Below are 14,161 nucleotides of genomic sequence, written 5' to 3'. Positions count from 1 at the left end.
CCGCTGATCGGGTTGGCTACCGTCACGAACGGCTGTGTCACCGACCACTACGGTCACATCCGGACGCATGTACGCAAGCGGGGAACACAGGAGGCACAGTGACCGAGCCCGGCTACGCCGACGGCGCGCAGCAGCAGCCCGGAACGCCGGCGCGGGACGCCCAGTTGCTTGAGCGGACCGTGTTCGAGGTCAAGCGGATCATCGTCGGCCAGGACAGGCTGGTCGAGCGGATGCTGGTCGGCCTGCTGGCCAGGGGGCACCTCCTGCTCGAAGGCGTGCCCGGTGTCGCGAAGACCCTCGCCGTCGAGACCTTCGCGCGCGTGGTCGGCGGTTCGTTCTCGCGGGTGCAGTTCACCCCGGACCTCGTCCCCGCCGACATCCTCGGCACCCGGATCTACCGCCAGGGCGCCGAGCGGTTCGACGTCGAACTCGGCCCGGTGGTGGCGAACTTCGTGCTCGCCGACGAGATCAACCGCGCGCCGGCGAAGGTGCAGTCGGCGATGCTCGAGGTGATGGCCGAGCGGCACGTGTCGATCGGCGGCCAGACCTTCCCGATGCCCGACCCGTTCCTCGTGCTCGCCACGCAGAACCCGATCGAGAACGAGGGTGTGTACCCGCTGCCCGAGGCGCAGCGTGACCGGTTCCTGTTCAAGATCGTCGTCGAGTACCCGACGGCGGAGGAGGAGCGGGAGATCATCTACCGGATGGGCGTCACCCCGCCCACCCCGCAAGAGGTGCTGACCCCGGCGGAACTGGTGCGGCTGCAGAACGTCGCTTCGCAGGTCTTCGTGCACCACGCGCTGGTCGACTACGTCGTCCGGCTCGTGCTCACCACCCGTACGCCGAACGACCACGGCCTCGCCGACGTCGCGGGCTGGGTGTCCTACGGCGCCTCGCCGCGCGCCAGCCTCGGCATCATCGCCGCGGCCCGCGCGCTGGCACTGGTCCGCGGCCGGGACTACGTGCTGCCGCAAGACGTCGTCGACGTCGTTCCCGACGTGCTGCGTCACCGGCTGGTGCTGTCCTACGACGCGCTGGCCGACGGCGTGCCCATCGACCACATCATCACGCGGGTGCTGCAGACCGTGCCGCTGCCGCAGGTCTCGGCCCGTCCGCAGGGCGGCGCCGGGCAGGGCGGCCCGGTCCCGGCCGGCGCACCGGTCAGGTAGGGAAGCGTGAAGAACGAGAAGGGCGAACGTCCTTCCTGGGCTCCGCCGGTACTCCGCGGGGAGCGGATGGAGGCGGGCCTGCGCACGCTCGAACTCGACGTGCGCCGCCGTCTCGACGGCCTGCTGCAGGGAAACCATCTCGGCCTGGTGCCGGGGCCCGGTTCGGAACCGGGGGAGGCCCGGCCGTACCAGCCCGGTGACGACGTCCGTCGCATGGACTGGGCGGTCACCGCGCGGACGACGAGCCCGCACATCCGGGAGACCGTCGCCGACCGTGAGCTGGAGACGTGGCTGGTGGCGGACGTGTCCGCGAGCCTCGACTTCGGCACCGCGCTGTGCGAGAAGCGCGACCTGGTCGTCTGCGCGACGGCCGCGGTCGCGCATCTCACCGGCGGTGGCGGCAACCGGATCGGCGCGCTCGTCTCCAACGGGGCCGGCAGCATCACGCGGATCCCGGCGCGCGGCGGGCTCCCGCACGCGCGAGGGCTGGTCCGCAAGATCGCCGAGACCCCGCGTGCCGAAGAAGGTGTCCGCGGGGATCTCGCCGCGGCGCTGGAGAAGCTGCGGCGCCCGCCCCGTCGCCGCGGGCTGGCCGTCGTGATCTCCGACTTCCTCGGCGACACCGAATGGCAGCGGCCGTTGCGCGCGCTCGGCGGGCATCACGATCTCATCGCCATCGAAGTCCTCGACCCGCGCGACATCGACCTGCCCGACGTGGGCACCGTCGTGCTGGCCGACCCGGAGACAGGGAAACAGCGCGAAGTGCACGCTTCGGCCTTGCTGCGCAAGGAATTCGGCGCCGCGGCGCACGCTCACCGGCAGGAGGTCGCGGCCGCGCTGCGCCGCGCCGGTGCCGCGCATCTGGTGCTGCGCACCGATTCGGACTGGATCGCGGACATGGTCCGGTTCGTGGTGGCCCGCAAGCGCCGCTGGTCCGGAGGTGTCGCGTGAGCCTCACCGGATTCGCCTCGCCGTGGTGGTTCCTGCTGCTGCTGGTGGTCGCCGCGGTGGCCGTGGGCTACGTGCTTTCCCAGCGCGCGCGGCGCAAGCGCACCATGCGGTTCGCCAACCTGGAACTGCTGGAGAAGGTCGCGCCGAAGAGCCAGGGATGGGTGCGGCACGTTCCCGCCATCCTGATCGTGCTTTCGCTGCTGGTGCTCACCGTCGCGCTCGCCGGGCCGACGGCCGAGCAGAAGGTGCCCCGCAACCGGGCCACCGTGATGCTGGTGATCGACACCTCGCTGTCGATGGAGGCGACCGACGTCGCCCCGACCCGGCTGAAGGCGGCCCAGGAGTCGGCGCGTTCGTTCGCGCAGAACATGACCCCCGGCGTGAACCTCGGGCTGATCTCCTTCGCGGGGACGGCGACCGTTCTGGTCGCGCCGACCACCGACCGCGGCGGCGTGGTGAAGGCGATCGACAACCTCAAGCTGGCGCAGTCGACGGCCACCGGTGAAGGGATTTTCGCCGCGTTGCAGTCGATCGAAAGCTTCTCGGCGATCGTGGGCGGTGCGGAGGGCCCGCCTCCCGCCCGGATCGTCCTGATGAGTGACGGAAAGCAGACCGTTCCGGACGACCTGTACGCCCCGCGCGGCGGTTACACGGCGGCGCAGGCGGCGAAGCAGGCCCAGGTGCCGATCTCGTCGATCGCGTTCGGGACCACGCACGGTTCGGTCGACATCGACGGCAAACCGCAGGAAGTCAAGGTCGACGTCGAGTCGCTGGAGGAGATCGCGCGGCTTTCGGGCGGCGACTTCTACAAGGCGGCCAGCGCCGAAGAGCTGAAACGCGTGTACGACGACCTCGGTGAGCAGATCGGGTACGAGCTCAAGGACGCGGACGCGAGCCGGCCTTGGGTGATCCTGGGGACGCTGGTGCTGATGATCGGTGCCGCGGCTTCGCTGTTCTTGGGGCAGAGACTGCCGTAGCGCGCTTTCGGTCGAGAGCGCGGGAGCCGCGTTGCGAAAGCCACTTTCGCAACGTTGAAGGTTGCGGAAGTGGCTTTCGCAACGCTGGCTCGGATCACCCTTCATTGCAGTGGGGCTGCGTCTCAGGGGGTCGCGAAGCCGTTCTGCCGCCAAGCCTCGTAGACACTGATCGCCGCGGTGTTCGACAGGTTCAGCGACCGGCTCGACGGCAGCATCGGCAGCCGCACCCGGTCGGTCACCTGCGGAGACTCCTGGATTTCGGCGGGCAGCCCGGCCGACTCCGGCCCGAACATCAGCACGTCCCCGGGCTGGTACGCGACGTCGGTGTGCAGCCGCGTCGCCGAAGCGCTGAACGCGTAGACCCGGGCGGGCAGCAGGGCCGCCCAGGCCGCGTCGAGATCCGCGTGCACATGGACGCGCGCGAGGTCGTGGTAGTCGAGCCCGGCTCGCCGCAGCTGCTTGTCCTCCAGCGTGAAACCGAGCGGCTCCACCAGGTGGAGTTCGCAGCCGGTGTTCGCGGTCAAGCGGATCGCGTTACCCGTGTTGGGCGGGATTTCGGGGCGGTAGAACAGGATGCGGAACACGAGGGTTGATCGTCTTTCGTTCACGGGCGCTTCGCCTGAGCGCGGCCGGGTGGCCATCAAGCCGGACGAGCATGAGGCCCGCCCGTGACCATCCCACCACAGGAGGGCTTCATGCCTTCGCTCCCTCACCCCTGTCGCGGCGTCGCTTCCTCGGATATGGCTCCGCCGGCGCGGCCGCAGTCCTGCTGGGGACCGGTGCCTGGAACGCCGCCGGCGCGATGCCGCTCGCCAGCGGTGCCGGTAACCCGTTCACCCTCGGTGTCGCGTCGGGCGACCCGTTGCCCGGCGGTGTCGTGCTCTGGACCAGGCTCGCGCCGAAGCCGTACGAGGCCGACGGCTTCGGCGGTATGCCGCGGACGCCGGTCCGCGTCGAGTACGAGGTGTCGCTCGACGAGCGTTTCCGCGCCGTCGTCCGCCGCGGATCCGTGGTCGCCACGCCCGAACTCGGTCACTCCGTGCACCCCGAGGTCCACGGCCTCGCACCGGACCACGAGTACTTCTACCGTTTCCGCACGGGTGGCGAGATCTCGCCGGTCGGCCGCACCCGGACGGCTCCGGTCGCGTGGTCGTCGCCGCGCGAGCTGAACTTCGCGTTCGCGTCCTGCCAGAACTGGGAGGCCGGGCACTTCACCGCGTACGACCACATGGCGGCGGAGGATCTCGACCTGGTCGTGCACCTTGGCGACTACCTCTACGAAAGCGGTGTCACGGGGGTCGGCCGCGGGACGCCGGTGGGGCCGCAGTTCAAGGGCGAGACCTTCGACCTGGCCCGCTACCGGCTCCAGTACGCGCTCTACAAATCCGAAGCGCCGCTGATGGCCGCGCACGCCGCCTTCCCGTGGATCCACGTCAACGACGACCACGAGGTGGAGAACAACTGGGCGGGCGACATCTCGCAGATCGACAAGGAACCGGACCAGGACCGCGCGGTGTTCCGGCAGCGGCGGGCCGAGGCGTTCCAGGCGATGTACGAGCACCTGCCGTACCGCATCGCCCAGCTGCCGAAGGGGCCGGACGCGCGTCTCCACCGGCGGCTGAGCTACGGCACGCTGGCCGACTTCACCATGCTCGACACCCGGCAGTACCGCGACGACCAGCCGTGCGGTGACGGCCAGTCGGCGAACTGCACGGAACGGTTCGACGAGAACCGCACCCTGCTCGGCTCGGAGCAGCGGAACTGGTTGCTCGACGGCTTCTCCCGGTCCCGCGCGCGGTGGCAGATCCTCGGCAACCAGGCGCCCATGGGTCAGACCGACACCGACGCGGGCGAGGCGACGAACGTCCACCTCGACCCGTGGGACGGCTACGTCGCCGACCGCGACCGTGTGCTCGCCGCAGCGCAGGACCGCGGGGTGCGGAACCTGGTGGTCATCACCGGCGACCGGCACCAGAACTACGCCTGGGACCTCAAGCGCGACTTCACCGACCCCGACTCGCCCACCGTGGCGAGCGAGTTCGTCGGGACGTCGATCACCAGCGGCGGCAACGGCGCCGACATGACGCCGGCCGGTGAGAACCTGCTGAAGGCCAACCCCCACATGAAGTTCTTCAACAGCCAGCGCGGGTACGTCCGGGTCAACGTCAACCGGCAGCGCTGGCGGAGCGACTTCCGGGTGGTTCCGTTCGTCAACACCCCTGGCGCACCGATCAGCACGCGCGCCAGCTACGTCGTCGAAGACCGGCGGCCCGGCGTTCAGTCCGCCTGAGCGGGCAGGAGGGCGGCGTACACCTCGCGCACCGACGCGGGTGGCGCCGCCTTCTTGAGCGTCTTCGGATCGACGAAGACGTACCGGGTCTTCACCTCGGTGCACAGGTCACCGTCGCGGGTGATCTCGAAGTCGATGACCAGCGAGGTCGTGCCGAGGTGGTCCAGATACACGGCGACGACCAGTTCGTCGTCGTAGCGGCAGGGCGCGCGGTAGCGGAGGTTGGATTCGGCGACGACGACGTCGACACCGCGGGCCAGCGCCTCCTGGTGGGAGCCGAAGAGGGTCTTCTCCACTTCGAACATGGCCATGTCCACGTAGGCGAGGTAGTTGGCGTTGAACACGATGCCCTGCCCGTCGCATTCGTGGTAGCGCACGCGCAGCGGCATTTCGACGATCGGTTTCCGTGGCTCGGTCACGGTTCCAACCTACGTGAAGACATGAACGCCCGAGGCCGGGTTCTCTTGAGGGGTGAGGCAATCGCGGCGTAGGGGTCAGGGTGCGCATCGCTCCGTGAAGGCCTCCTTGCCTACCTTGAGGGTAGTGAAGGGGCCCTTCGCTACCTGCCGGCCCGGTGATGCCGGGGCCGCGGTCCCGTGTCGCGAAAGCCACTTTCGGGACACCAGACCTCCCGAAAGTGGCTTCCGCGACACGCCAGACTTGACTTACCCCTCCATATCCCTCTTCGTGAAACGCCCGCATCGGCACGCTCGTCCCGAAAACGTCCCCTGTGGACGGTGCAGGCCACTGTGACGAGCCCTTGGTGTTCTGCGGCTCAGTCGATGAAGTCGATATTCGGGTGGCGCGGCGACTCGCCGTCGAACAGGTGCCGGTCACGGCCCTTCAGGTGCAGATCGAAGAACGCGCCGATGTAGTCTCGTTGCGCGGCCAGCGATCGGCGCGGATCGATCGTGCCGATGACCGCCTCTCGCTTTTCCGGTGCCACCCGCGAGCCGAGCTGCGGCACCATGATCTGCAGATCGCTGTACGCCATGTGCGTGCTTCCGCCGCGCAGCAGCAGGTCCCGCTTCCAGCCCCGCTGGTTGGCCCAGAAGTCCGCCCAGCTGCGGTCGAACTCGGGCTGCCGGTGCGTGTGCTCCAGCGGCTTCCCGTTCTGGTCGACGCCCTCGGCGCCCATCAGCAGGAAAGGCCGGTCGAGTCCGCGTTTCGTGACTTCACCGGGCACGTAGGCACTGCCCGGCGGGTAGCCGAACGCGGTCGCCATCGCGCCGTCCAAGTTGATCCCGGCGTCGATCCTGCGGTCGTGCACCATCGTTTCGCCAGAGGTGAATCCGCCGTAGGAGTGCCCGTAGGCGCCGACCCGGGACAGGTCGAGCGACCAGCCGAGGCCGCGGGGGAGCTGCCGCTTCTCCGCATCGGGATTCTCGCCACGGGCGATCTTCGCGAGCTGGTCCAGAACGAATCGGAAGTCACCGACGCGTGCGTCGAGCGCCTTCTTCATGAACTCGGGTCCCTCGCCCGGCGGGAGAGCCGTTTCGAGCCGACCGCCGGGGAATTCGACAGCGCCGCTCTCGTAGGTGTGCGACAGCGAGACGACGACGTAGCCGCGACTGGCCAGATCGTCGACGATCGCCGAGTACGTCTCCCGCGGCCCGCCGAAACCGGGGGAGAAGAGCGCGACCGGCTTGGGCGCGCCGTGCGCCGCGGGGACGCCGATCTCGGCCCGCCGCTTCGCCGATGCCCAGTCGATGGAGCCGACCGGGAGACCGAGGTAGTCCTCGCCGGACAGTGCCTGGTCGATGACAGCGCTCATCCCTGGCGTGAGCCACGGAGCGCGCGGTCCGTCGGCGAACCGGTCCGCCGGATAGGTGACGGTGACCATGAGTTCCCGGCGCCGTTCCGGTTTCCACGGATCGGGCCGGGACTGGTCGACGAGGTGGAGGTCGGTCGTGCCGACCTCGTGGTGGCCGGTGAGGGCCGGCGCGGTGAGCTTGGCCTGGTCGGCCGCGACGGCGGGGGCCGCCGTGGCGAGCCCGCCCGCGAGCGCGAGGCCCGCGATCAGCGCCGAACCCCGCGCCACCCTGGTGTGTCTCGATGACACTGTCCCAACTGGCCCCTGTTGCGACGACCGCATGAATGCGCCCACTGCTGGAGTCCTTCCGGATCGGGGCGGCCCGATGGCCGCCTGGTTCCGACCATGGCAGCGCCCCGGTGCGACGCGCATCCCTCTCAAGATGGAGCCCGGATCACCCGTGCAGGGCACGGTAGGCCGAGGCGGCTCCGGGGTGCAGCGGGACCTTGCCGGTGCCGATCAACGTCCGGACGTCGAGGAATTGCGTTCCCACCGCGGCCGCCGGGACGAGATCGGCGGCATGCCCGGCCAGCACCCGCGCCACCGCGGCCGCGACGTCGTCGGGCAGTGAAGGAGCCGCCAGCAGCAGGTTCGCGACGCCGATCGTCCGCAGCTCGCCGACCCCCTGATAGGCCTGTGCCGGTACGTGGACCTGGTCGTACACCGGGCCGTAGCCCGCGCGGAGGGCGGGGAGATGAGCGTCCAGCGGAAGGAGGGTGATCGGAGTGGTCCGGTTGAGCTCGGTGAGCGCGGGGGTCGGGATCCCGCCGGACCAGAGCAGCGCGTCGACCTCGTGCGCCGCCAGCGCGTTGATCGCTTCACCCAAGAGCAGGTTCTTCGCCTTCACCGGGACTTCGGCGCGGGCGAACAGACGGGTGCTGAACACCGCGACGCCGGATCCGCTCGCGCCCATCGCCACCGGCCGCCCGGTCAGATCGGCGACCGAGCGCACTCCGCCGTCCGCCCGGACCACGAGCTGGTGGTAGTTCTCGTAGACGCGGCCGATGGCCGAGAACGCGATCGGGACGGAGAACGGATCCGCGCCGGCGAACGCGGACTCGGCGACGTCACCGAGGACGAGCCCTAGATCGGCCCGGCCGTCCCGCAAGCGCCGAAGGTTCTCGACGCTGGCCTCGGTGGCGACGGCCGTCGCGCGGAGCCGCGGTTCCGCCAGGCGCAGCTGGTGGGCCAGGAGTTCCGCGAAGGCGAGATAGAACCCGCCGCTCTCGCCCGCCGCGATGACGACCTCGCGGTCCGGGCCCCGGTAGCCCGCGGTCGAACAACCCGCGAGCGTCGCCAGCCCGGCGAGAAGAGCGGTGCGCCTGGTGACGGTCACGGCTTTTCCCCTGTCGCGAGAGGCAGTTCGACGCGGACTTCGAGCCCCTGTGGTTTCGCTTCGCGCAATTCGAGGGTCCCGCCCCGGGCGAGCACGTGCTGACTCGCGATCGCGAGCCCGAGGCCCGTTCCGCGCGGCGCTCCGTCACCGCCGGCGCGCCAGAACCGTTCGGTCGCGCGTTCACGGTCCTCTGTGGACAGCCCAGGACCGTTGTCGGAGACGAAGAAGGTCACCGTCGTGTCTCCGGTTTCGTAGCCGGTGGTGATCGTCGCGCCGCGTCCCGCGTAGTGCACCGCGTTGTCCAGCAGGACGTCCAGGACTTGGGCCAGCTCGCTTTCCGCGCACCGCACTGGCACCGGCTCGTCGTGGCCTTCCGCCGCCGCGAGGTGCACTCCCGCGTCTTCAGCCGAAGGACGCCACGCGTCGACCCGTTCGGCCAGTACGGCCGGGAGGTCGCAGGGTTCGTCGCCGGACTCGCCCGCGGCGAGCCGGGTCGCTGCGCTTTCGGCGAGCGCCAGCGCGAGAAGACCGTCGAGCAGGGACTCCAGCCGCTCGACCTCCGCGACGGTCGCGCGGTAGGCCCGCTGGCCGTCCCCGCCGACCTGCGCGGCCAGTGAGTCCACGCGCAACCGCAGGGCGGCCATGGGATTGCGCAGCTGGTGCGACGCGTCCGCGACGAGCCGACGCTGCTGTTCGGATGCTTCGACGACGGCATCGGACATCCGGTTGAACGACGTCGCGAGGGAACGCAGCTCGCGGGGCCCGGCCCGGTCGGGGACCTGGGCGCGATGCCCCTCCGTCACCGCTTGCACGCCGGTCTCCAGTTCGTGCAGCGGACGCACCATCCAGCGGGCCAGCAGGACCGCGAGCAGCACGAACACCGCCGCGACCAGCACCGCGCCGGCGACGATCGCGGCCCAACCAGCGGCGACGTCGGCCGCCGCCGTGGTCACCGAAGCGCGAAGCACGACCACGCCCGCCACCCGGGTCCCGGTGCCCACCGGACGGGCGAAATGGACCGGATCCGCCGACCACGGGCTCAGCTGTTCCGGCCCCTTCGCGGGCTGATTGCGCAGTGCCGCCTCGACGAGCGAGCGGACCACTGGTTCCGCGGCCGTCATCCCGCCGGTCTCCACCAGCGGCACTCCGCGTGCGTCGACCACCACGACGGCCTCGCCGTATAACGACGAATACCGCTCGGCATCGACCGCCAGCGGGGTCGGGTCGGCGGCGTCGACGGCTTGCTGTGCCAGGACGACGAACCGGTCGACGTCGGCGTTGCGGGCGATCACCAGCTGCTGGGTCCGCTGCGCGGCGGTCGACCCGAACAGCGGGATCGCGAACGCGGCGACCACGGTCAGCGCGAGCGCGACGAGGACGACCAGCAGCCGGGTGCGCACCGGTCAGTCCCGGCCGAGCCGGTAGCCGAATCCCCGGATCGTGGTCAGCAGTCCCGGCCTGTCGAGCTTCGCGCGCAGCTGGGTCAGATGCACGTCGAGCGAACGGGAGACGGCCAGGTACGCGTCGCCCCAGACCTCGTCCATCAGCTGCTGACGGCTCACCGCCGTGCCCGGCCGGGCGGCGAGCACGGCCAGTACGGCGAACTCCTTGGCGGTGAGCCCGATGTCGTTCCCGTCGACCAGCACGCGCCGCGCGCCGAGGTCGATCTCGACGTCCTCGACACGGACGACGCCGTCCCGCGGTGCGGCGGAGACGGCCGCGCGGCGCACGACCGCGTCCATCCTCGCCAGCAGCTCGGCCAGCCGGACGGGTTTGGTCAGGTAGTCGTCGGCGCCCAGCCGCAGCCCGCGCACCACGGACCGTTCGTCCCCGCTCGCGGTGAGCACGAGCACCGGCACCGGCGAGACCTGCCGGACCTTCCTGAGCACGTCCAGTCCGTGCATGTCGGGCAGGTTGAGATCCAGCAGGATCACGTCGGCCGCACGATGCCGGTGCAGCGCGTCGCTTCCGCGGATCGCGTGGGAGACGGTGTGGCCGCGCGTTTGCAGCGCTTCGGCGATCGCGTCGGCGACACCGGTGTCGTCCTCGACGAGCAGCACCCGCACGGCCACACCTTCCCGCCTAGCCTTCGCGGCCGGACACGAGCTCGGGCTCGGGCTGCTTCTTCTTGTCCAGCTCCGAGGTCTTCGAGGTTTCCCGCATTGTGCCGTACACGATGAGCGACACGAGGACACAGCCCGCGACGTAGTAGAAGAACACCGATTCGTGACCGGCCCCCTTGAGCGCCTGCGCGATGAGCTCGGCGGTGCCGCCGAAGATCGCCACGGTGAGCGCGTAGGGGAGGCCGACGCCGATCGCGCGGATCTTCGTCGGGAACAGCTCGGCCTTCACGATCGCGTTGATCGAGGTGTACCCGGTGACGATCACCAGGCCGGCCAGCATCAACAGGAAGGCGAGCACCGGCTCCTTCGTCCCGCCCATCAGCGTCATGATCGGGACGGTCAGCAGGGTGCCCGCGATCCCGAAGAACATCAGCAGCGGGCGACGGCCGATCCGGTCGGACAGCTTGCCCGCGAACGGCTGCAGGATCGCGGCGACGAGGATCGCGCAGAACAGGATCAGCGTCACCGTCCGGCGCGGGATACCTGCGGTGTTCTCCATGAACTTCTGGCTGTAGGTGGCGAAGGTGTAGAACGACACCGTGCCGCCGAGGGTGAGGCCGACGACGAGCGCGATCTCCTTGGGGTACTTGATCAAGGCCCGCAGCGTGCCCTTGTCGCCCGCGTCCTTGCCGGTGCCGGAGGCCTTGGTCTCCTCGAAGCTGGCCGACTCGTCCATTCCGCGGCGCAGGACCATCACCACGACGGCGGCGAGCGCGCCGACGACGAAGGCGATCCGCCAGCCCCACGAGGTCAGCTGCTGTTCGGTCAGAATGGCCTGCAGCAGCAGCTGGAGGCCGAGCGCCAGCAACTGGCCGCCGTACAGCGTCACGTACTGGAAGCTGGAGTAGAAACCGCGCTTGCCCGGAGTGGCCACTTCGGACAGATAGGTCGCGGAGGTCGAATACTCGCCGCCGACCGAGAGCCCCTGGATGAGCCGGGCCACCAGCAGCAGGATCGGCGCGGCGATCCCGATCGTGGCGTAGGTCGGCGTCAGCGCGATCATCAGCGACCCCGCCGCCATCAACGTGACGGAAAGCACGAGTGCGCTTCGTCGCCCGAACCGGTCGGCGAACCGGCCCAGCATCCAGCCGCCGAGCGGCCGCATGAGGAAGCCGACGGCGAACACCGCCGCGGTGCCGAGGAAGGCCGCCGTCGTGTCCTTGGTGGGGAAGAAGGACTTGGCGAAATACGTGGTGAAAGCGGCGTAGGCGTACCAGTCGTACCACTCGACCAGGTTGCCGATCGAGCCGCGCAGCACGTTGCCGACGACTCGACGTTCGCTCACGGGCGGCGTGGATTCGCCGATCCGGGTTGTCATCTTTGACCTCCTGTGTTCCGGCTCACGGTGAACAATCCGTGACGACCGGGCAAGGTTTCGGCGCGGTTCCTAACATCCGCTTAGGACGGTCGCGGTTACCCGGAGGTAGGGGTGGCGCGGCTCCGGCGCGAACCTGGCGAGCCGATAACCTCATGCCGTCAGCGCGACAGGACGAGGCGAGGAGAGCTCTGTGGGACGGTCGGTACTGGTCACCGGCGGCAACCGCGGCATCGGTTTGGCGATCGCGAAGGACCTCGCGGCGCAGGGGCACAAGGTCGCGATCACGCACCGCGGTTCCGGCGCGCCCGAAGGCCTCTTCGGGGTGCAGGCCGACGTCACCGACGCCGAGCAGATCGACGCCGCCTTCAAGCTCGTCGAGGAGCACCAGGGCCCGGTCGAGGTCCTCGTCGCGAACGCCGGCATGACCGACGACACCCTCCTCATGCGCATGAGCGAGGAGCAGTTCACCCGCGTGGTCGACGCCAACCTCACCGGCGCGTACCGGGTCGCCAAACGCGCTTCCCGCGGCATGCTGCGCGGCAAGTGGGGGCGCTACATCTTCATCTCGTCCGTCGTCGGGCTCACCGGGTCCGCCGGTCAGGTCAACTACGCGGCGAGCAAGGCCGGTCTCGTCGGTCTCGCCCGTTCGCTCGCGCGTGAGCTGGGCTCGCGCAACATCACGTCGAACGTCATCGCGCCGGGCTTCGTCGCCACGGACATGACCGACGAGCTCGGCGAGGACCGCAAGAAGGAGATCCTGGCCCAGGTTCCCTCCGGCCGGTACGCCGAGCCGTCGGAGATCGCCGCCGCCGTCCGCTACCTCGCCTCCGAAGAGGCCGGTTACGTCAACGGCGCGGTGCTGCCGGTCGACGGCGGCCTCGGCATGGGCCACTGACGTCCCCGTTTTCCCGTACCGATCGCAAACCACTCCGGACTGGAGGTCCCGTGCCAGGACTGCTCGAAGGCAAGCGCCTGCTGATCACCGGCGTCATCACCGACGCCTCGCTCGCGTTCCACGCGGCCAAGATCGCGCAGCAGGAGGGCGCGAAGGTCGTGCTCACCGGCTTCGGCAGGCTGTCGCTCGTCGAGCGCATCGCCAAGCGGCTCCCCGAGGAGGCGCCGGTGCTGGAGCTGGACGTCACCAACCAGGAGCACCTCGATTCGCTCGCCGACCGCGTGCGTGAGCACGTCGACGGCCTCGACGGCGTGCTGCACTCGATCGGGTTCGCCCCGCAGTCCTGCCTCGGCGCGCCGTTCCTGGACGCCCCGAGCGAGGACGTGAAGGTGGCCGTCGACGTCTCGGCGTACTCCTTCAAGGCGCTTGCCGTGGCGACGCTGCCGCTGCTCTCACGCGGTTCGTCGATCGTCGGCATGGACTTCGACGCGCGCGTCGCGTGGCCCGTCTACAACTGGATGGGCGTCGCGAAGGCCGCGCTGGAATCGGTGAACCGGTACCTGGCGCGCGACCTCGGCCCGAAGGGCATCCGGGTCAACCTGGTCAGCGCCGGTCCGATGAAGACCATGGCGGCGAAGTCGATCCCCGGTTTCTCCGAGCTGGAAGAGGGCTGGGGCGACCGCGCGCCGCTCGGCTGGGACAGCTCCGATCCGGACCCGACGGCGAAGTCCGTCTGCGCCGTGCTGTCGGACTGGCTGCCCGCCACGACCGGCTCGATGATCATGGTCGACGGCGGAGTGCACGCCCTCGGCATCTAGGTCTCTCGACGCGCGTGAAGGCCCCCTTTCTCGGCTCAGCCGAGGGAAGGGGGCCTTCACGCGTATCAGGGCAGGACGGCGTTGGCGACGTGCCACGAGTCCTCGAGCATCAGGTACTTGGTGATCAGGCCGTCGTCGTCCACTTCGAACTCGATCGTGAAGGCCGTCTGGATCACCTTGCCGGTGCTGCGGATCGTCGAGCGCAGGCGGCCGATCGCGACCGCGTGCGGCCCGTCGACGAGGACGCGCTCGACGTCGAACCGGTCCTTGACGAGCCCCTTGTCGAGCAGCTCGTAGAACTCGCGGATCTCCGCCCGGTTCCGGCGCGGGCCGATCCACGGGACCAGCTCGGTCGCGCCGGGGATGTCCCACGCGACGCTGTCGGCGAACAGTTCCGTGGCTCCGTCGGTGTCCCCTGTGGACATTCGGCGGAAGAACTCGTCAAGAGTGGTTCGGGTTCGTTCGGACATG

Annotated in this window: 14 protein-coding genes; 6 read left to right on the top strand and 8 right to left on the bottom strand. The window is 69.8% G+C overall.

Annotation, left to right across the window (positions count from 1 at the left end; translation table 11 throughout):
* Positions 1–98 precede the first annotated feature (98 nt).
* From BLW75_RS05185 to BLW75_RS05175, 3 genes are all read left to right on the top strand, one after another.
* On the top strand, positions 99–1,169 hold the full coding sequence (locus BLW75_RS05185) for an AAA family ATPase (protein WP_034306533.1): 1,071 nt from the start codon (positions 99–101) through the stop codon (positions 1,167–1,169).
* 66 nt (positions 1,170–1,235) lie between these two features.
* Positions 1,236–2,120 (top strand): DUF58 domain-containing protein, encoded by an 885-nt coding sequence (locus tag BLW75_RS05180; RefSeq protein ID WP_225950060.1) that lies wholly within the window; start codon positions 1,236–1,238, stop codon positions 2,118–2,120.
* On the top strand, positions 2,117–3,097 hold the full coding sequence (locus BLW75_RS05175; RefSeq protein ID WP_034306538.1) for a VWA domain-containing protein: 981 nt from the start codon (positions 2,117–2,119) through the stop codon (positions 3,095–3,097). The genes BLW75_RS05180 and BLW75_RS05175 overlap by 4 nt, the downstream gene beginning before the upstream one ends.
* Before the next feature lie 122 nt (positions 3,098–3,219).
* Here the strand turns inward: BLW75_RS05175 and BLW75_RS05170 are convergent, their stop codons facing one another.
* Positions 3,220–3,681, bottom strand: coding sequence for a tRNA (cytidine(34)-2'-O)-methyltransferase (locus BLW75_RS05170; protein WP_034306541.1), 462 nt, complete (start codon positions 3,679–3,681; stop codon positions 3,220–3,222).
* A gap of 71 nt (positions 3,682–3,752) precedes the next feature.
* On the opposite strand from BLW75_RS05170, the gene BLW75_RS05165 reads away from it, so the two are divergent.
* Positions 3,753–5,387, top strand: coding sequence for an alkaline phosphatase D family protein (locus tag BLW75_RS05165; protein WP_143055295.1), 1,635 nt, complete (start codon positions 3,753–3,755; stop codon positions 5,385–5,387).
* Here BLW75_RS05165 and BLW75_RS05160 read toward each other — a convergent pair.
* The 6 genes from BLW75_RS05160 to BLW75_RS05135 all read right to left on the bottom strand — a co-directional run bounded on the left by BLW75_RS05160 (position 5,375) and on the right by BLW75_RS05135 (position 11,977).
* Positions 5,375–5,806, bottom strand: coding sequence for an acyl-CoA thioesterase (locus BLW75_RS05160; protein WP_034306546.1), 432 nt, complete (start codon positions 5,804–5,806; stop codon positions 5,375–5,377). The genes BLW75_RS05165 and BLW75_RS05160 overlap by 13 nt on opposite strands.
* Before the next feature lie 356 nt (positions 5,807–6,162).
* Positions 6,163–7,428, bottom strand: coding sequence for an alpha/beta hydrolase family protein (locus tag BLW75_RS05155; RefSeq protein ID WP_034306548.1), 1,266 nt, complete (start codon positions 7,426–7,428; stop codon positions 6,163–6,165).
* A gap of 166 nt (positions 7,429–7,594) precedes the next feature.
* Positions 7,595–8,536, bottom strand: coding sequence for a TAXI family TRAP transporter solute-binding subunit (locus tag BLW75_RS05150; protein WP_034306551.1), 942 nt, complete (start codon positions 8,534–8,536; stop codon positions 7,595–7,597).
* Positions 8,533–9,936 carry a sensor histidine kinase gene (locus BLW75_RS05145; protein WP_034306553.1) on the bottom strand — a complete coding sequence of 468 codons (1,404 nt, stop codon included), beginning with the start codon at positions 9,934–9,936 and terminating at the stop codon, positions 8,533–8,535. The genes BLW75_RS05150 and BLW75_RS05145 overlap by 4 nt, the downstream gene beginning before the upstream one ends.
* Positions 9,937–9,939: 3 nt before the next feature.
* Positions 9,940–10,602, bottom strand: coding sequence for a response regulator transcription factor (locus tag BLW75_RS05140; protein WP_198935663.1), 663 nt, complete (start codon positions 10,600–10,602; stop codon positions 9,940–9,942).
* A 16-nt stretch (positions 10,603–10,618) separates the two neighbouring features.
* Complete coding sequence (locus tag BLW75_RS05135; RefSeq protein ID WP_034306557.1) at positions 10,619–11,977, bottom strand: MFS transporter; 1,359 nt, start codon at positions 11,975–11,977, stop codon at positions 10,619–10,621.
* A 190-nt stretch (positions 11,978–12,167) separates the two neighbouring features.
* Here BLW75_RS05135 and fabG point away from each other — a divergent pair, with 190 nt between their 5' ends.
* Both fabG and fabI read left to right on the top strand, forming a co-directional pair.
* Positions 12,168–12,872 carry a beta-ketoacyl-ACP reductase gene (fabG, locus tag BLW75_RS05130; protein ID WP_016334125.1) on the top strand — a complete coding sequence of 235 codons (705 nt, stop codon included), beginning with the start codon at positions 12,168–12,170 and terminating at the stop codon, positions 12,870–12,872.
* Positions 12,873–12,922: 50 nt separating this feature from the next.
* Complete coding sequence (fabI, locus tag BLW75_RS05125; RefSeq protein ID WP_034306560.1) at positions 12,923–13,690, top strand: enoyl-ACP reductase FabI; 768 nt, start codon at positions 12,923–12,925, stop codon at positions 13,688–13,690.
* Positions 13,691–13,755: 65 nt separating this feature from the next.
* Here fabI and BLW75_RS05120 read toward each other — a convergent pair whose 3' ends face one another.
* Positions 13,756–14,160, bottom strand: a complete 405-nt coding sequence (locus BLW75_RS05120; protein WP_034306562.1) for a nuclear transport factor 2 family protein — start codon at positions 14,158–14,160, stop codon at positions 13,756–13,758.
* Position 14,161: the final 1 nt, after the last annotated feature.

Origin of the sequence: Amycolatopsis lurida, from assembly GCF_900105055.1 — a bacterium.
GTDB lineage: Bacteria > Actinomycetota > Actinomycetes > Mycobacteriales > Pseudonocardiaceae > Amycolatopsis > Amycolatopsis lurida.
This window is presented reverse-complemented; position numbering and strand designations above follow the sequence as displayed.

Coding starts and splice junctions, on each gene's coding strand:
- BLW75_RS05180 (WP_225950060.1), top strand. CDS start 1,236: ATGGAGGCGGGCCTGCGCACGCTCGAACTCGACGTGCGCCGCCGTCTC.
- BLW75_RS05165 (WP_143055295.1), top strand. CDS start 3,753: ATGAGGCCCGCCCGTGACCATCCCACCACAGGAGGGCTTCATGCCTTC.
- BLW75_RS05135 (WP_034306557.1), bottom strand. CDS start 11,977: ATGACAACCCGGATCGGCGAATCCACGCCGCCCGTGAGCGAACGTCGA.
- BLW75_RS05120 (WP_034306562.1), bottom strand. CDS start 14,160: ATGTCCGAACGAACCCGAACCACTCTTGACGAGTTCTTCCGCCGAATG.